General features: G+C 63.9%; 16 protein-coding genes. 5 read left to right on the top strand and 11 right to left on the bottom strand.

The window, feature by feature from the left end:
- Positions 1–18: 18 nt before the first annotated feature.
- Genes KMZ29_RS08895 through KMZ29_RS08870 form a run of 6 tightly spaced genes read right to left on the bottom strand, consistent with a single transcriptional unit; the run spans position 19 to position 7,972 of the window.
- Positions 19–903, bottom strand: a complete 885-nt coding sequence (locus tag KMZ29_RS08895) for an ABC transporter permease (RefSeq protein ID WP_215623347.1) — start codon at positions 901–903, stop codon at positions 19–21.
- Complete coding sequence (locus KMZ29_RS08890) at positions 900–1,856, bottom strand: ABC transporter permease (RefSeq protein ID WP_215623346.1); 957 nt, start codon at positions 1,854–1,856, stop codon at positions 900–902. Before KMZ29_RS08890 ends, KMZ29_RS08895 begins: the two co-directional genes overlap by 4 nt.
- Before the next feature lie 4 nt (positions 1,857–1,860).
- The gene (locus KMZ29_RS08885; protein ID WP_249779865.1) at positions 1,861–3,420 is read right to left on the bottom strand and encodes an ABC transporter substrate-binding protein; all 1,560 of its coding nucleotides are present in this window, start codon (positions 3,418–3,420) and stop codon (positions 1,861–1,863) included.
- Between the two features lie 30 nt (positions 3,421–3,450).
- Complete coding sequence (locus KMZ29_RS08880) at positions 3,451–4,455, bottom strand: ABC transporter ATP-binding protein (protein WP_215623345.1); 1,005 nt, start codon at positions 4,453–4,455, stop codon at positions 3,451–3,453.
- On the bottom strand, positions 4,452–5,528 hold the full coding sequence (locus KMZ29_RS08875) for an ABC transporter ATP-binding protein (RefSeq protein WP_215623344.1): 1,077 nt from the start codon (positions 5,526–5,528) through the stop codon (positions 4,452–4,454). The genes KMZ29_RS08880 and KMZ29_RS08875 overlap by 4 nt, the downstream gene beginning before the upstream one ends.
- Positions 5,528–7,972, bottom strand: a complete 2,445-nt coding sequence (locus KMZ29_RS08870; RefSeq protein ID WP_215623343.1) for a CaiB/BaiF CoA transferase family protein — start codon at positions 7,970–7,972, stop codon at positions 5,528–5,530. The genes KMZ29_RS08875 and KMZ29_RS08870 overlap by 1 nt, the downstream gene beginning before the upstream one ends.
- A gap of 309 nt (positions 7,973–8,281) precedes the next feature.
- Here KMZ29_RS08870 and KMZ29_RS08865 point away from each other — a divergent pair, with 309 nt between their 5' ends.
- The 3 genes from KMZ29_RS08865 to KMZ29_RS08855 all read left to right on the top strand — a co-directional run bounded on the left by KMZ29_RS08865 (position 8,282) and on the right by KMZ29_RS08855 (position 11,414).
- Positions 8,282–8,830, top strand: a complete 549-nt coding sequence (locus KMZ29_RS08865; protein ID WP_215623342.1) for a carboxymuconolactone decarboxylase family protein — start codon at positions 8,282–8,284, stop codon at positions 8,828–8,830.
- 6 nt (positions 8,831–8,836) lie between these two features.
- Positions 8,837–9,637, top strand: coding sequence for an SDR family NAD(P)-dependent oxidoreductase (locus tag KMZ29_RS08860; protein ID WP_215623341.1), 801 nt, complete (start codon positions 8,837–8,839; stop codon positions 9,635–9,637).
- 136 nt (positions 9,638–9,773) lie between these two features.
- Positions 9,774–11,414 (top strand): flavin-containing monooxygenase, encoded by a 1,641-nt coding sequence (locus KMZ29_RS08855; protein ID WP_215623340.1) that lies wholly within the window; start codon positions 9,774–9,776, stop codon positions 11,412–11,414.
- Here the strand turns inward: KMZ29_RS08855 and KMZ29_RS08850 are convergent.
- The gene (locus KMZ29_RS08850; RefSeq protein ID WP_249779863.1) at positions 11,411–12,190 is read right to left on the bottom strand and encodes an enoyl-CoA hydratase/isomerase family protein; all 780 of its coding nucleotides are present in this window, start codon (positions 12,188–12,190) and stop codon (positions 11,411–11,413) included. The genes KMZ29_RS08855 and KMZ29_RS08850 overlap by 4 nt on opposite strands.
- A 137-nt stretch (positions 12,191–12,327) precedes the next feature.
- Between KMZ29_RS08850 and KMZ29_RS08845 the strand changes: the two genes are divergently transcribed.
- Positions 12,328–13,884 (top strand): long-chain-fatty-acid--CoA ligase, encoded by a 1,557-nt coding sequence (locus KMZ29_RS08845; RefSeq protein ID WP_215623339.1) that lies wholly within the window; start codon positions 12,328–12,330, stop codon positions 13,882–13,884.
- A gap of 18 nt (positions 13,885–13,902) precedes the next feature.
- Here KMZ29_RS08845 and KMZ29_RS08840 read toward each other — a convergent pair whose 3' ends face one another.
- Both KMZ29_RS08840 and KMZ29_RS08835 read right to left on the bottom strand, forming a co-directional pair.
- Positions 13,903–14,730 (bottom strand): dienelactone hydrolase family protein, encoded by an 828-nt coding sequence (locus tag KMZ29_RS08840; protein ID WP_215623338.1) that lies wholly within the window; start codon positions 14,728–14,730, stop codon positions 13,903–13,905.
- A gap of 28 nt (positions 14,731–14,758) precedes the next feature.
- Positions 14,759–15,220 (bottom strand): tautomerase family protein, encoded by a 462-nt coding sequence (locus tag KMZ29_RS08835; RefSeq protein ID WP_215623337.1) that lies wholly within the window; start codon positions 15,218–15,220, stop codon positions 14,759–14,761.
- A gap of 181 nt (positions 15,221–15,401) precedes the next feature.
- On the opposite strand from KMZ29_RS08835, the gene KMZ29_RS08830 reads away from it, so the two are divergent.
- Positions 15,402–16,298: a GlxA family transcriptional regulator gene (locus KMZ29_RS08830; protein WP_249779862.1), complete on the top strand. Its 897-nt coding sequence runs from the start codon at positions 15,402–15,404 to the stop codon at positions 16,296–16,298.
- Positions 16,299–16,415: 117 nt separating this feature from the next.
- Here the strand turns inward: KMZ29_RS08830 and KMZ29_RS08825 are convergent, their stop codons facing one another.
- Together KMZ29_RS08825 and KMZ29_RS08820 are read right to left on the bottom strand one after the other, a co-directional pair.
- Positions 16,416–16,715, bottom strand: coding sequence for an HU family DNA-binding protein (locus KMZ29_RS08825; RefSeq protein WP_215612866.1), 300 nt, complete (start codon positions 16,713–16,715; stop codon positions 16,416–16,418).
- Between the two features lie 177 nt (positions 16,716–16,892).
- Positions 16,893–17,351: a RidA family protein gene (locus KMZ29_RS08820; RefSeq protein ID WP_215623335.1), complete on the bottom strand. Its 459-nt coding sequence runs from the start codon at positions 17,349–17,351 to the stop codon at positions 16,893–16,895.
- Positions 17,352–17,369: the final 18 nt, after the last annotated feature.

Genomic DNA, 17,369 nt, shown 5'->3' with positions numbered 1-17,369 from the left:
AATGTTTCCGGTTGAAGCTCAGCGATCCTTCATGGTGGGATCGAGTACGATGCGCAAGGACTCGCCCAGCGCGTTGAACGCCAGCGAAATGACGAGGATGGCCAATCCGGGCGCATACATCTGCTCCGGGGCGATCTCCATGTATTGATAGGCGCGGGCCAGCATGGCGCCCCAGCTCGGGTTCGGCGGCTGGATGCCGAGACCGAGGAAGCTGAGGCTTGCTTCCGCAAGCAGTGCGGCGGCCAACAGCAGGGTCACCTGGACGATGACCGGCTGCAGCGAATTCGGCAACACGTGCTTCCACAGGATGTGCCAGGCCGGCGCGCCGAAGCAGCGCGACGCATCGACATAGAGTTCCTGGCGCACGATCAGCGTGCGCGCCCGTACGATCCGCGCCAGCGCCGGAAACATCACGATGCCGACAGCGATCATTCCATTGGTGAGCCCGATGCCCAGCGCGCCGGTCACCGCGATCGCCAGCACGATGGCGGGAAACGAAAGAAAGGTATCGATCACGCGGCTGATGATATCATCGGTCCAGCCGCCGAAGAAACCAGCGGCCAATCCAACCGGCAACCCGATGGCGACGGCGACGCTGACGGCGAGCAGGCTCGCATACACGGTGGCCGGCGCGCCGTAGATCAGCCGGCTGAAGATGTCGCGGCCGAGATCGTCGGTGCCGAGCAGATGGCCTGGACCGGGTGCCGCCAGCATGTTGTTGATGTCCTGCGCGGTCGGCGAATAGGGCGCGATCCACGGCGCGCCGACCGCGACGATGACGAGTCCGAGCAGGACGACGATCGCCAGCGCCGCCCGCAGATCCGAGGCCAGCCAGCTGAAGAAGCGGCGCAGGGGCGTCACTGTCGCCGGGCGGGGCTGGCCTCGGAGCACAAGGTCGCTCATTGCTCGATCCTTGGGTCGACCGCCGCGCACAGGAGATCGGCGATCAGGTTGACCAGAATGACGACGATCACCATGGTGAACACCACGCCCTGCACGATCGGGAAATCGCGCTGAATGGCGCCGCGGACGATCAAACTTCCCAGGCCGGGAATGGCGAACACGGCTTCGATGACCACGGTCGCCGCCAGCATGCGATTGACCAGCAGGCTGATGATGGTGAACAGATTGACGCTGACGTTCTTGAGACCGTGCTGCCAGAGAATTCTGGCCATCGAGAGTCCCTTGGCGTGCAACGTCCGCACATATTGCGACGACAACACCTCCAGCAGCGAGCCGCGCAACTGCCGCGCCACCTCCGCCATGCCGTAAGCTGCGATGGCTATGCCGGGCAGCAGTGCATGCCGGATCGCCTCCCACGGCGATACCGCGAAGGATTTCGCTCCCGTGGCCGGCAGCCAGTTCAGTCTCAGTGAGATTTCGGCAACCAGGATCATGGCGAGCCAGAAGCCGGGGATCGCCACACCGAGCGAAGCGACCATGCTGACCAGCTTGTCGACCCAGCCGTTGGGCTTGATCGCCGCCACGATGCCCATCGGGATTCCGGTCAGGAGCGCCAGCAATAGCGCGATAGCTACGATCAGCAGCGTGTTGGGAAAGGCCCGGGAGATCGAAACCGCAACCTTCTCCCCCGTCAGCAGCGATTGCGAGAGGTCGCCCTGGACGGCGTTTCCGAGCCACGAGCCGTACTGCACCATGAACGGCCGGTCGAGACCGTATATCTTTCTGATCTCGGCGATGCGGACGTCGGAAGCGTTGTCGCCCGCCAGCGTCACCGCGATGTCGCCGGGCACCAGCTTGAGCAGCGAAAACACCATGAAAGTCGCGAGCAGGATCACCGGCAGCGCCTGCAACAGGCGGCTGCCGATCACCTTTGCCGGACTTCGTCGCGCCATCCTCCTAGCTCTCCAGCCAGACGTCGTCGTATTTCGGCTTGCCGAGCAGGTTCGGCCTGTAGCCTTGCACCTTCTTGTTCATCGCGACCAGTTCGAACTGGAAGGCGAGCGGCACGACGAAGGCGTTCTCCATCACGAGCCGCTGCACGGTCGCGAATGCCTTGCTGCGGATCTGGATGTCTTCGGAGGCGCGCGACTCCTTGATTGCGGCTTCCAGTTCCGCTGGCACCGCCCCCCTGCCGCCGTTGTAATAGGCGTCCTTGGTGAACATCAACGAGTAGGTCAGGCTCGGATCCGGCCGTCCGGTCCAGGCCGCGAGCAGCCCGGAGCCCCGTTTCTCGGCGCCAAAAAACGCCGCCGAAGCTTCCGCGATCGGTGCATTGAGGAAGCGCACGCCGATGCCCACTTTGCGCAACTGCTCGATCAGGATTTCCTGGCGCTGAACCGAGTCCTGGTCCGGATAGCCGACGAATTCGATCATCGTCCCTTCCTTGAAGCCCGCTTCGGCGAGCAGCTTGCGCGCCCGATCGGGATCGTAAGGCGTGAGCGCGGCGACCGATTTGTCGTAGGCCCAATGCGATTTCGGCAGGTTCATGTAGGCCGGCTCAGCAAGGCCCGCGAGCGCCGCCTTGACGAAGGATTCGCGATCGATGGCCAGATTGAACGCCTTGCGCACCCTGATGTCGTCGAACGGCGGCTTTGCCCAGTTCAGGAAGATCTGGAAGACGTAGAGCGTCGGGCCGTTGAATATCTTGAGGTTGTTCGAGCGTTCCACGACCACCTTCTGCCGCGGCGGCAGTTGATAGATCAGATCGTTCTGTCCGGCGGTGACCGAGCGCACGCCCGTGGTCAGCTCGGGAATGATCGCGAATTCGATGCCATCGGGATAAGGCCGGTTCGCCTTCCAGTATTTTTCATTGCGCTTGACGACGATGCGCTCGCCGTCCGCCCAGCTGACAAAGGTGTAGGCGCCGGCGCCGACCGGCGTGCGCGCGACGTTGCCGGCAGCGCTGGCCTTGAGCGCCGTCGGCGACACCATCATGCCCGCGCGATCGCTGAGGATGCCGGGCAATGCGGCGTCGGGTGCATTCAGTTTCAGGGTCACCTGCATCGGACCGGTGACGGCCGCCGACGCCATGGTCGCAAGATCCGCCTTGATGTTGGATTTGGGATCGCTCTTGTTGCGCTCGAGGTTGAACTTGACGGCCTCCGCATCGAGCGGCGTGCCGTCATGAAAGGTCACGCCCTGCCGGATGTTGATGACGAAGGTGGTTGGATCGGTGAAGCTCCAGCTCTCGGCGAGACCCGGCTTCGGCTTCAGGGTCTCGAAGTCCCACTCGGTCAAGGTATCGTACATGGTGAACAGAAACGCGTGATCCGAGCCCGCGCCGCCGGTGGCCGGATCGAGGCTCGAGGGGTTGGTCGGCGCCGAAATGCGCAGGACGCCACCGCGCTTCGGCGTGCCCTGTGCATGGGCGTTGCCGCCGAGCGCGATGCCGGCCACGGCGCCCGATAGCAACGCCATCGCCTCGCGTCGTGTCGTCCACATCTTTACTCTGGTCATGGCATTGTCCTCCATCGAAGGTGATGATCGTTAGCTCGGCGAAAAATTCGGGCGATCGGTGAAATGGCAGGCGACCCAGTGATCCGGCTCCAGTTCGCGCCAGGCCGGTGTCTGCCCGGCGCAAACCGCTTGCGCATACTGGCAGCGGGTGCGGAAACGGCACCCCGAAGGCGGATCGATCGGGCTCGGGATCTCGCCCTGCAGGATAATGCGACGGTCGCTGCGCAGGTTCGACGGCAGCGGCAACGGCTCCGCCGACAACAGTGCCTGCGTATAGGGATGCAGTGGCCGCCCCGAAACGCTCTCGGCCGGGCCAAGCTCGACAAAGCGGCCGAGATACATCACCGCGATCCGGTTGCTGATGTGCGAAACCACCGACAGGTCATGGGTGATGAACACATAGGTCAAGCCGAGGTCGCGCTGCAGCTCGGCAAACAAATTGAGCACGTCGCCGCGGATCGACATGTCGAGCGCCGCCACCACCTCGTCGCAGACGATCAGCTTCGGCCGCAGCGTGAGCGCGCGTGCAATGATGACGCGCTGTTTTTGTCCGCCGGAAAGCTGGTGCGGATACCGCTCGCCAATCTCCTGGGGCAAGCCGACCCGATCCATCGCCTCCCGTGCCCGCGCGACGCGCTCGGTCCTGGTGCCTGCACGCGCCAGCTCGAGCGGCTCCAGCACCGACGAGATGATGGTCATGCGCGGATTCAGCGCGGCATTCGGATCCTGAAAGATGATCTGGTAGTCGCGGCGATGGCTCTGGAACGCCTTCCGCGGCAACGCTTGCGGGTCGCGCCCATTGTGCAGAATGGCGCCCGCCGTCGGCTTCAGGAGAAACACCAGCGCACGGCCGATCGTTGTCTTGCCCGATCCTGACTCGCCGATGATTCCGAACGTCTCGCCACGGCGGACGTCGAAGCTGACGCCGTCGACCGCCTTCACCGTCGCGCGGCGATCCATCGTCTGAAAGCCCACCTCGAGGTCTCGCACCGAGACGATCGGATCCGCTTTGGTTTCGGCGCCCGGGGACATCATTGCCGCGCCACCCTTGCCGCAATCGGCGCGGAGGCCGCGTGTTGCAACGCGCCGGGCAATTCGAGCTCCCGGAAGCGCCAGCAACGCACCTTGCGGCCTTCGCCGGCGTCGAGCAGTTCCTGCTCGGCCTCGCAGCCCGCGGCGGCATGCGGGCAGCGGGCCTTGAATCGGCACCCCCGAGGCATGTCGGCAATCGAGGGAACACGGCCCGGAATCGACGGCAACTTTCCGAGGCGCGGACTGAGGTGCGGCAGCGAGCGCAACAGGCCGGAGGTATAGGGATGCAGCGGCCGAACCAGCGCAGCGTCGACCCCGGCATCCTCGATCACCTCGCCCGCATACATGGTGATCATGCGGGTACAGGTTTCGGCGACCACGCCGAGATCATGGGTGATGAGCATCAGCGCGGTATTCGAGGTTTCGCTCAGACTTCGCAGCAGTTCCAGGATCTGCGCCTGCACGGTGACGTCGAGGGCGGTGGTCGGCTCGTCGGCGATCAGCAATTGAGGACAGCAGATCAGCGCGGCCGCGATCATGACGCGCTGGCGCATTCCACCGGAAAGCTGATGCGGATAATCGTCAATGCGGCGTTCCGGCGACGCGATGCCGACCCGGCGAAGCATATCGATGGTCCGCGCCCGCGCCTCCTCCTTGCCGATATCGGTGTGAACACGCAGGGTCTCAGCGATCTGGTGCCCGACGGTAAACACCGGGTCGAGCGCGCTCATCGGCTCCTGAAAGATCATCCCGATCCGGCGCCCTCGAATCGAGCGCATCGTCCTTGCGCTGCATGAGGCCAGATCGACGTCATCGAACAGGATCGAGCCGTCCAGGCCGGAGAGATTGTTCGGCAGCAGGCGCAGGATCGAAAGGCCGGTGATGGTCTTGCCGCAACCGCTTTCGCCGACGATTCCGACGCGCTCGCCCGGCGCGATGTCGAAGTCGATCTTGCGCGTCGCCTGCCACACGCCCTGCGCGGTCTTGAAGCGAATGCCGAGCCCGCGCACCGACATCAGCGGGCTGCCCGTGGCAGCCGCTGCCGATATACGTTCTGCCGGGCGGCCCGTTTCCATCAGCCTGCCGCCCGCTTCTTCTCTTTCACGAGCTGCTCTTCCATCAGCATTTCGGTACCGATAATGCCCTCGCGTGCCAGCTGATCGATCTCGGCGTCGGACAGTCCGAGCATGCCGGCGAGTATTTCACGATTGTGCTCGCCGAGCGTCGGCGGCGCCGAGCGAATCTCGAACGGCGCACCGTTCTCGCGGAACGGCATCGAAGGTTGCGGATGCCGGCCGATGAAGGCCCGATCAATCTCCTGAATGAATCCGCGCGCATGTAGATGCGGGTCCTTCAGCAGTTCGATCGGCAGCCGCGCCACGCCCGCTGCGACGCCGGCGGCCTGCAATGCGCCCATCGCATCGTCGGGCAGGCGCGTGGAGGTCCAGTTCGCTATGGCGGCCTCGATCTCGCTCTCGATTCTTCGTCGGTTGGCAGCGCTGCCCAGCGTTTCGTCCGCGGCCCAGTCGGCGCGGCCCAGCACCCTGCACAGCCGTGGCCACATCTCGCCGCTGGAAACGGCGACCACGATCCAGTTGTCGCTGCCGGCGCAGGGGAAGCAACCATGCGGCACAAAGTCCGGATGACGATTGCCGTGTTTCACGGGTGTCCTGCCGTCGATCGAATGGGCGACGATCCAGGGCGCGGCAAACGGCATCATGCATTCGATCTGCGCGAGATCGATGAATTGGCCTTTGCCGGTCAGCCTTGCGTGGATCAGAGCCGTGAGTACGGCCGCGCACCCGTTCAATCCGCCGACGGCATCGCCGAACGCGGTGTGGCTCATGACCGGCGGTCCATTGGCGTCGCCGACGACGCTCGGCAGCCCCGAGCCCTGCTCCAGCGTCGAGCCATAGGCGCGGCAGTCGCGGTAGATGCTGCCCGCGCCGAACGCCGACATCGACATCATGACGATCTTTGGATTGAGCTGGCTGAGCACTTCGTAGCCCAGCCCGAGTTTCGGCAGCACTTCGACCGAGTAATTGTCGACGACGAGATCGGCGTCGGCGAGCAGACGTTTGGCAAGCTGCAGGCCCTGCGGCTGGGTCAGATCGAGCGTGATGCCGCGCTTGTTGCGGTTCATGATGCAGTAGCGCACCGACTTCTCGTACATCTGTTCGAGCACGTAGGCTGGCCGCCGGTCGACGCCGCGCCACCAGTCGGGATACTGAGTTGCCTCGATCTTGATCACGTCGGCGCCGAGATCGGCCAGCGTCCGCGTGCAGATCGGTCCCGCCCAGCCCATCGAGAAGTCGATCACGCGCACGCCCTCGAGCGACAAGCGCTTTGGATCGCCCGGTTTGGTCGCCGGAGCGCGTACGGCCCCGTCACTTGACGGAGATGCGGCTCGCTGCCCCTCGCCGATCGCCGGAACGGCGCCGCCGCGCCGCGGCGGCGTGCCCGTCAGCCGCTGCATGGAGCCCGCGGTAAACCCGGTCTCGTCGCCGATGGCGATCGGGACGATGGCCCCGCTAGATTTCTTCTCGTCGTCGCCGATCAGGTCGCCGATATCCGGCACCGGCACGATCGGAATCTTTCGCTTCAATCCTTCCGCGAACCATTCCTGCGCGGTGCGGCTCTTCAGCTTGGGTATGAACTTGCTTTCGATTTCTTCCATGCGCAGCAATCGGTCAACGCCCATGAACAGCGTTGCGTCATCGCGCAGGTCATATAGTTCGAGCATCTCGCAGAAGGCGCGCCACTGTGCCGGGGTCACCGTGGTGACGCCCAGCCAGCCCTGTTTGGTTTCATAGATGCCGACGGGAAAAGTCGGCCAGAAGCGGTTGACGCCGATGCGGCGCATGATGTCGCCGCGCGTAAACGACTCGAACATGATGTATTCGGTGACGGCGATGCTCGACTCGAAGATGCTGAGCGCGCTGGTGCGGCCGCGTCCGTCCCGCATGCGGCCGAGCACGGACGATGCCGCGGCGATAAAGCCCCAGAGGCCGGCGAAAATACCGGTCTGGAAATCGGGCGCGTGCGCCGGCGGCCCCTCGACCGGACCGACCAGCTTGACCAGGCCCGTCAGCGCGCGAATGGTCGAGTCGGTTGCCTCGAACTTCACATAGGGACCGTCGGGGCCGAACCAGCTGACGTCGACATGAATGAGGCCGGGATTGCGCGTCTTGAGCGCGGCAAGATCGAATACCGGGCAGTCCGCCGCGTCCACGTCGCGGCCATCGATCAGGATGTCGCAGTTTTCGATCAGCACAGTCAGCCGCGCCACGGCGCCCGCATCGGCCGGATCGAGCGCGACGCTCGACTTGTTGAAGTTCAGGAACGCGAACCACGCGCTCTGCCCTTTCGGCGTCAATGGCGCGGTGCGGCGAAGCGGGTCACCCTGCGGCGGTTCGATCTTGTGAACGGTCGCGCCGAAGTCCGCAAACAGGCGTGCACAGTAGCTCGCCGCCGCCGCACTTCCAATCTCGACAATTCGCAGATGCGACAACGCCCCCATCACGCTTCCTCATTGCCGATTGACCAGCGCGCATGGCGTCCAGTTCGGCTGCTTGTTGCCGAACATGAAACCTTGGTTGGTTTCCGATGCAAGCGGAATTTTGTTCCGTGTTACGGAATTGGCTGACACGCCCCGTTGCTGTGCGGGCGCGCGCTGGAAACCTGCGAACCGGCATTCCACAACGTGCAAGAGCAGGCGCCGTCCAACTCGTTCTCGAATCCCGATTGTGCAACGACAGGAAGCGGAGCAAATTCCTCTTCTCACCCCCCGGGCCGATGTCGGCCACGCCATAAAACTGGGAATAACAAGATGGCTCGCCTGCCCTATCTCGAGGCCGACCAGATCGCGCCCGAGTATCGCGACATGCTCAAGCGCAACACCAATCTGCACAAGCTGCTGGTCAATTCGCCCGATATGGCGCGCGCCTTCAACGGAGTCGGCGGCTACATCCGCTTCAACAGCAAGCTCGACCCGCGGTTGCGCGAACTCGCGATCCTTCAAGTCGGCTGGATGGAGAAATCGGAATATGAATTCACCCATCACGTAAAGATCGGCAAGGAGTTCGGCGTTTCCGATCAGGATATCGCCGGCCTGATGGCCGAGACCGAGGGCAAATCCTCAACCCTCGAGCCGCTCGCCAGCGCGATCCTGAAAGGCGCCCGCGAGATGGTGCGCGAACTCGCGATGTCCGAAGCCACCTTCGCCGAAATCAAGAACGAGCTCAGCGATGAGCAAATGACCGACCTTGTGCTCACCATCGCCTTCTACTGCGCCGTGGTCCGCGTGCTCGCTACCATGAAGATAGATAATGAACCAACTTACAAAGAGGTACTGCAACAGTACCCGATTCCGGAGTGAACTGACATGCGCCTGAAAGATCGCGTCGCCATCGTCGTCGGTGCCGGCCAGAGCCCCGGCGAAGGCATCGGCAACGGCCGCGCCACCGCCCTCACCTTCGCGCGCGAAGGCGCTCGCGTGCTGTGCGTGGATCACAATCTCAAATCGGCGCAGGAGACGGTCGACATGATCGGCGCCGACGGAGGCACGGCGGCAGCTTTCAAGGCCGACGTCACCAGGAATGCCGAGCTCAAGTCCATGGTATCGGACGCGGTCGCCCGCTGGGGCCGTGTCGATATCCTGCACAACAATGTGGGAGTCAGCATCGCCGGCGGCGATGCCGAGCTGCTGGATATCACCGAGGAGGCGCTCGACCGCTGCGTGGCCATCAACCTCAAAAGCTGCATCTTCGCGGCCAAGCACGTCATCCCGATCATGCGCCAGCAGATGAGCGGCGCGATCATCAACATTTCCTCGATGGCCGCCATCACCACCTATCCCTATGTCGCCTACAAGGCGACCAAATCGGCGATGATCTCCTTCACCGAACAGCTCGCCTACCAGAATGCCCAGTATGGCATCCGCGCCAACGTCATCCTGCCCGGCCTGATGAACACGCCGATGGCGGTCGATACCCGCGCCCGCGAGTTCAAGAAAAGCCGCGCCGAGGTCGAAGCCGAGCGCGATGCAAAAGTGCCGTTGCGCAGGAAGATGGGCACCGGCTGGGACGTCGCCAACGCGGCCCTGTTCCTGGCCTCGGATGAGGCCGGCTTCATCACCGGCGTGACGTTGCCGGTGGACGGCGGCGCGAGCGTGCGGCGGGGTTAGCTTTGTGCATAGCCCCGTTGGCGCAATGGCCGTTGCACGACGCCCGAAGCGCTGGTTACCTTCTCCCGACGTCAGCCGGGCATAGGCTTCGCTTCAAGAAAGCCGGATCTCGCCGCCTGCAGGGAGCAAACGACACATGGCCGGTTCGCGTGAAGCCAGCGCCTCAACCGAGGTGACGCCGGCTCTCGACTTCGATGCCATCGTCATCGGGGCCGGCATGTCGGGCATGTACCAGCTTCACCGATTGCGTGAACTGGGGATGCGGGTGCGCGTGTTCGAGGCCGGCACCGGCGTCGGCGGCACCTGGTACTGGAACCGCTATCCAGGCGCACGCTTCGATTCCGAAAGCTACTCCTACGGCTATTCCTTTTCGCAGGAACTGCTGGAGGAGTGGGACTGGTCCGAGCATTTCGCCGGCCAGCCGGAAACGCTGCGTTACCTCAATCATGTCGCCGACAAGTTCGACCTGCGCCGCGATATCCAGTTCCGCAGCCGGGTCGCGGCCGCAACCTGGTCGGAGGACATGCGCAGCTGGAGCGTCATGCTGCAGGACGGCAGCCGCTTTCGCGCCCGCTTCCTGATCACCGCGATCGGCCCGCTCTCCTCCCCCACTTTGCCGCGGATCGAAGGGGTGGACGTTTTTCAGGGCCAATCCTTCCACACTGCACGATGGCCGCATGAGGCGGTCGACTTCGCCGGCAAACGGGTGGCGGTGATCGGGACCGGCGCCACCGGCGTGCAGACCATCCAGACCATCGCCGGAAGTGTCGGCCACCTCACCGTGTTCCAGCGCACACCGAACTGGTGCGCGCCACTGCACAACGGCAAGATCGATGCCGAGACGCAGAAGAAGATCAAGGCCGGCTACCCCGAAATATTCAGGCGCTGCCAGGAGACCTTTGCCTGCTTCCTGCATAATCCGGACCCGCGCGCGGCTTTCGAGGTTTCCGACGAAGAGCGCGAAGCCTTCTACGAGAAACTCTATAGCGAGCGCGGCTTCGGCATCTGGCAGGGCAATTTCCGCGACATCCTGATCGACCGCAAGGCGAACGCGACGATCAGCGATTTCGTGGCACGCAAGATCCGCCAGCGGGTGAAGGACCCGAAGGCCGCGGAAAAGCTGATCCCCAGGAATCACGGCTTCGGCACCAGGCGGCTGCCGCTGGAGACCTTCTATTACGAGGCCTACAACCGGGACAATGTCGAATTGGTCGACATCACGGAGACGCCGATCGAGCGCATCACGCCCAAGGGTATCAAGACCAGCGACAAGGAATACGACTTCGACATCATCATCTATGCGACCGGCTTCGACGCCATCACCGGCAGTTTCGACAGGATCGACTTGCGCGGCGTGGACGGCGTGCGGCTGAAGGACAAATGGAAGAGCGGCCCGCAGACCTTTCTCGGCGTCATGGTCGACGGCTTCCCCAACATGATGATGCTGATGGGACCGCACACCGCGCTCGGCAACATTCCGCGCAGCATCGAATACAATGTCGACTGGGTGACCGGCCTGATCGGTTATGCCCGGCAGTCCGGCCTGACGCGGGTCGAGGCCACGCCAGCGGGCGTCGCGACCTGGACCGATCACGTCAAGGCGCTCGGGGTGGGGCTGCTCTCCAACGAGGTCAACTCCTGGATGACCGGAATCAACAGCAATGTGGAAGGCAAGCAGACGCGCATCGTCGCGCGCTATAGCGGCAGTGCTCCCGCCTACCGCGCCAGATGCGACGAGGTGGCGGCGAAAGGGTATGACGAACTGGTACTTGCCTAGACCGGACCGCGGCGTCGAAATTGCGGCTTCCGCTTGCCGAGAAAGGCCGCCACGCCTTCATCGAACTCCTCGCTGCCGAAGGCGATGGCCTGGGTCATCGCCTCCTCGTTGAGAAAGTCCGGGATCGAATTGTAGGCCTGGTTGAGCAGGGATTTCGTCAAGCCGAGCGAAGTCGCGGGTCCGGCGGCCAGCGATTGCGCCAGCGCGAGCGCTTCCGGAATCAGGGACGCCGCGGGAACGACGCGCGTCGCCATTCCCCACGTCAGCGCCTCCTCGGCGGTGACCCGCCGGTTGGTCATCAGAAGGTCCTTGGCACGGAGCATTCCAACGGCGCGGGGCAGCGTCAGCGCCAGACCCAAATCGGGAGCGGCGCCAAGTCCGGGGAAACCGGCCTGGAAATAGGCGTTGTCGGCGGCCACCACGAAATCGCACATCATGGCGAGGGAAAAGCCCGCCCCCGCAGCGGCGCCGTTGACGGCCGCAACCACCGGCTTTTCACCGGCAAGCAGCAATTTGACCCAGGCGTGGCTTTGATGCAGACGCTCGCGCACCGATGGTGCGCTGCGATCGGCCATGTTGGTGATGTCGCCGCCGGCACAGAAAGCCTTGTCCGTCCCGGTGATGACGATGCATCGGACGGCGCGGTCCGCCAGCAATCGCGGGACCTCGGTCTCAAGGCCGCGTTTTATCACCGCGCTGAGAGCATTCATCGTTTGCGGCTGATTGAGCCGCAGCACGGCAATGTCATCCCTGATCTCGACGATAACGGCGTCCACATTGAGCTCCCGACTTGTCTGTACATCCCGCGGCTTGCCGCGAGGATATCGTCGTGCCCCGCGAATTGAAATCGAATTTCTCGCTGGCGAGACGACCTGCTTCGACGTAGATGTGCACTCAAAAAGGATTGGTCTCGATGACTTTGACGATGGGATTGCGACGGTCGCTTGCACTCGATGGCAGAGCGGAGGCGCTTGTCAGCGAGGAAACGCGGCTGAGCCGCCACGAATTCGTCGATCGCGTGGCCCGGCTTGCCGCGGCACTGCAGCACCTTGGCATGCGGGACGGCGACCGGGTGGCCATGCTGGCGGCCAACGGCCACCGCTATGTCGAATTCTATTTCGGCGTTCTGTGGAGCGGCGGAGTGATCGTCCCGATCAACTCGCGCTTTGCGCTCGCCGAAATGATCGAGCAGGCACGCGACGCCGAGCCCGTGGTGCTCATCGTCGACGACGCCTTTGTCGCAATGGGCGAGGAACTGGCGAAAAATGTAACGTCGATTGCAGCGCTGGTGATCGCCGGCAACGCCACCGCCGTCAACCGGGCAGTCAAGTCCATTGGCTATGAGGACGCTCTCAGCGGCGAGAAGCCAGTCGCGGATGCGATGCGCAAGGAGAACGACCTTGCATGCCTGTTCTACACCGGCGGCACCACCGGCCGCTCGAAGGGTGTGATGCTGAGCCACGGCAATCTGTGGGCCAACGCGATGGCGATGATCGCGCATCTCGGCCTCGACGAAAACCTGGTGCATCTTCACTCCGGTCCGTTATTCCACCTCGGCGCCGGCGCGCGCGTCTACACCACGGCAGTGGCCGGCGGCAAGCACGTGGTGGTCTCCCGCTTCACCCCGCAACAGGCGCTCGCCACCATCGCCCGGGAGAAGGTCACGGTCGCCACCTTCGTTCCAACCATGCTGGCGATGCTGCTGGAACTGCCGGATCTCGAGAGCTATGACCTGTCCAGCCTGCGGCTGATCACCTACGGCGCCTCGCCGATGCCCGAACCGGTGTTGCAGGAATGCCTGCGGCGCCTGCCCCAGGTCCGTTTCGCCCAGTCCTACGGAATGACCGAACTGTCGCCGGTTGCGACCATGCTCGGGGCCGAACATCACTTGCCGGGCACACTGCCCAGCCGATTGCGCTCCGCCGGACGGCCGGTCTACTCCGCCGAGGTCCGCGTCGCCGATACGGAGGATCGCGAATTGCCGCGCGGCAAAGTCGGCGAAATCATCGTGCGGGGACCGATCGTGATGATGGGCTATTGGCGCAAGCCTGAACTCACGGCGGAGACCCTGCGCAACGGATGGATGCACACCGGCGATTCCGGCTATTTCGATGATGACGGATTCCTGTTCATCGCCGATCGCATCAAGGACATGATCATCAGCGGCGGTGAGAACGTCTATTCGATCGAAGTCGAGAACGCGATCGCCTCGCATCCGGACGTCGCCGAATGCGCGGTCATCGGCATTCCCGATCAGCGCTGGGGCGAAGCCGTGCATGCGATCGTGGTTGCGCGGGCCGGCGCCGACCTCACCGCCGAGGAGATCCAGCGGCATTGCCGGGCCTCTATCGCCGGCTACAAATGTCCGCGCAGCGTCGATCTGCGCAGCGAGCCGTTGCCGCAGTCAAGCGTCAACAAGATCGACAAGGCAGCCTTGCGCGCACCGTTCTGGAGCGGCCGGACCCGCTAGGTCAATTGAAGGCCGCGCTCACCGGCCTTCGGGAGCCAGCCGTTTCGTGAAGAACGCCAAAATCTCGTCGCGCGCCGCGATCGTCGGCTGGCCCGCCTCGTCGATCAAATGAGCGGTCACGACGCTATGAGGGGTCGTGACATGGCGTTCGAAAAATGGCGGAAGATCGCGGTTCGCCGCGCTATCGGGAAGCACGCGCCCGATGAAGCGGTCGCCGAGCGCCTCGGCATAGGCCGCGAAGCGCTGGGCCATGCAGAACTTGTCGCCCTCGAAGCGATAGGCCAGCACGGTCAGATCGTCCCGCTCCAGCCGCCGGCGAACCGCCTTGACCTCGTCCGGCGCGATCTCGATGCCGGCGGGATTGTTCAGCGGCAGCGATGGCTGGGAGAGGACCGGCGCCAGCATCGACGGCTCGAGCATCATCGTCAGCGCGAAATTTCCGGTAAAGCACATTCCGATGGCGCCGACGCCGGGACCGCCGCATTCTTCATGCGCAAATCTCGCCAGCGACCGCAGCCACTTCGTCACCGGGCTGGACTCGTTGGCGGCGAAGGCACGGAACTCGGCGCTGACACAGGCGCGCTGAAAGACGGCCGCGCCCTCCTCCGCACCGGGCACGGCGCCGTCGCGGCCGAACAGCGACGGCATGTAAACGCTGAACCCGGCGTCCCGAACCCAGCGGGCGAAGCGCGCGACGTGCGGGCTGATGCCCGGCATTTCCGTCATGACAATGACCGCAGGCCCGACACCGGCCACATGCACCGCCTTGGTGACGCCGTCGAGCGCAATCTCGCGGCGCATGAAATCATCAAGCGGATCGTCCTGCTTCATCGACCGTTTCGGCATCGGGGGCTCCTGCAATATCGGGCGACGCTCAGGCAGACGGCGCGGCCAGTGACTGGAGGTGCTTGTAGCCGGCGGCCTTCACGAAGTCGGCGAGCCGCCACAACGCGCCGCTGGCCCCCCACGTCCCGTCGGCCACCTCGGAGATGATCACCGACGTCAGTACCGGTCGCGGGTCGGCTGGCGATTTCGCCGCAGCAACGGCCTCCTGGATGAGGCGCACGGCCTCAACGCGGCCGACTTCGTCAATCACGCCCGCCGGGGCGTGGAACAGTACGATCACCGGCAGCACCCGCGAGACCGGATCGTTGCCGCCTGCAAAGAAATGGCCGGCCTTGACCTCCTCGATCACAACCCAAGTGGTGAACTCCTGGCGCGGATCATCGCCGATCTGCTCCACCTGCTTGGCGACAGCGGTAATGCCCTTACCCAACCGGTCGCATCCGGCAGCGTCAAACGCGCCCTCCGGCACCTTCACAATGATATTCGGCATCAGGACTCTCTCTGCTCGCGGCGAGCCCTCGGACCAGCGACATCGGGTCCGCAGGCAGCGCATCGCTGTTTTCATGCGGCAATCATTGCGATTCCGCGCCTGACCAGCTAGTGTCAAAAATGACATTAATAGAGCAATTTTTGACATGACCAGAGTTGCGGTTGTCGAAATCCAGGGCTGCATGGCCTCAAGCGCCGCCATCACGCACGACGTGATGGCGACAGCCAACCGCATCAGCGGGACGACGAAACGCGCTCTGCCGTTCGACGTCGATACGGTCCGCTATGGGTCGCGCCGAAACAGCGAAACGCTGCGCGATGCCGAACTGATTATCGTCCCCGGGCTCGGCATTGCGTCAGCGGATGAACTGGACGGGAAACTGAAGAGCCCCGCCTGCCGGCACGCGGCCGCCATGCTGGCTGAAGCGTTTCAAGCCGGCGCCGCGCTCGCGGCTTCCTGTGCGAGCACATTCCTGCTCGCTGAAGCCGGATTGCTGGACGGTAGGCGGGCGACCACGACATGGTGGCTCGCGCCAGCGTTCCAGCGCCGCTATCCCGAGGTCGAACTGGTGACCGACCAGATCGTCGTGGCCGATTGGCCCATCGCCACCGGCGGCGCCGCGATGGCGCAGATGGATCTGATGCTTGCGGTGGTGAGCCGGTTCGCCGGAACAAGCCTGGCCAAGGCCTGCGCAAACTATCTTCTTCTCGATGAGCGGCGTTCGCAGGCGCCGTTCATGGCGGTCACCTATCTGGCGGGTCAGGACCCCAGGATGGCGAAGGCCGAAAGCTGGGTTCGCGACAATATTGCCCGGGACTTCTGTATCGACGAACTCGCCGGGGCCGTCGCTTTGGCGCCCCGCACCTTCGCGCGCCGGCTTGCGGCGACCTGCGGCCTCACCCCTATTCAGTTCGTGCAGCGGATCAGGGTCGAGACGGCGCGCTTGCTGCTCGAGACCACGCGCCTGCCCGTCGATCAAATCGCGCGAAAGGTCGGGTATGCGGAGCCCTCGACCCTTCGCCGATTGATCCGGCGCGATACCAGACACCCGCCCGGACACTTCCGTCCCGTGGCCTGAGCGCGGCGGACAATCCCTCGTCCGCCGTGCAGCCACCATCGATGCCCGGCCGCGCGCGCCTCTTCGAACTCGGCTACCCGCGAAATGCAAAAGGTCCCGCAAGGGACCTTTTGAAACTCACACCGCGTCTTTTGCCGCCTTGACCGGGCGCGCTCTGACGATCTTCCGGGCCGGCTTGGCCTTGAACATCATGGGCTCGCCGGTGAAGGGGTTCGTGCCCTTGCGCGCCTTGGTGGCGGGCTTCTTGATCACCACGAATTTGGCAAATCCGGGAACCAGGAACACGCCGCTCTTCTTGAGCTCCTTGTAACCGATCGTCGCCAGGGTCTCGAGCACGCCCTTGACGTCCTTCTTTGCCACTTCGTTCTCGGCAGCGATTTTTTCGATCAGCTGCGACTTTGTCATCTGTACGGCCATTTGGGCTCCTGTAGGTTGATTCGCATCGCAGACAGTATTGCGAAACTTGCGCAAAAACCGCGCATTTCGCGATCTGCACAGTTTTGTTGATACCCCTGCCCGCTTACCTGACGCGCCGAATCAGCGGTCCTGAGGCTTCAAAATAGCAAAACTGCGGCAATTGCGCGGGAGAATAGTTCAACGGGGCACTACCGCCGTCGCCTCGATCTCGACCCGCGCCGCCTTTTCGACCAGACGCACGACCTGGACCAGCGCCATCGCGGGGTAATGCGCGCCGAACAGTTCGCGATAGATCCGGCCGAGCGTCTTCAGGTTCGCCAGATATTCTTCCATATCGACGACATACCAGGTGAGACGGACGAGATGTTCCGGCCGCGCGCCGCCCTCCGCGAGAATGGCGGAAATGTTGCTCAGGGTCTGGCGGACCTGCGCGACAAAGCCGGTTGCCAGATGACCTTGATGGTCCCAGCCGATCACGCCGCCGGTCACCACGAGGCGGCCGTCGGCCGCCATGCCGTTGGCATATCCCTTCGGCGCCGGCCAACCACTCGGCTGCAGGATCTGCGGACCGGTGGCCGGCGTCTCGCCCTTCGTCAACGGCAACACGGCGAGTGTCGGCGCCTTTGGCGTGCTCACAAACAATTCTCCATCGAA

Source organism: Bradyrhizobium sediminis, assembly GCF_018736085.1.
GTDB lineage: Bacteria > Pseudomonadota > Alphaproteobacteria > Rhizobiales > Xanthobacteraceae > Bradyrhizobium > Bradyrhizobium sediminis.
This window is presented reverse-complemented; position numbering and strand designations above follow the sequence as displayed.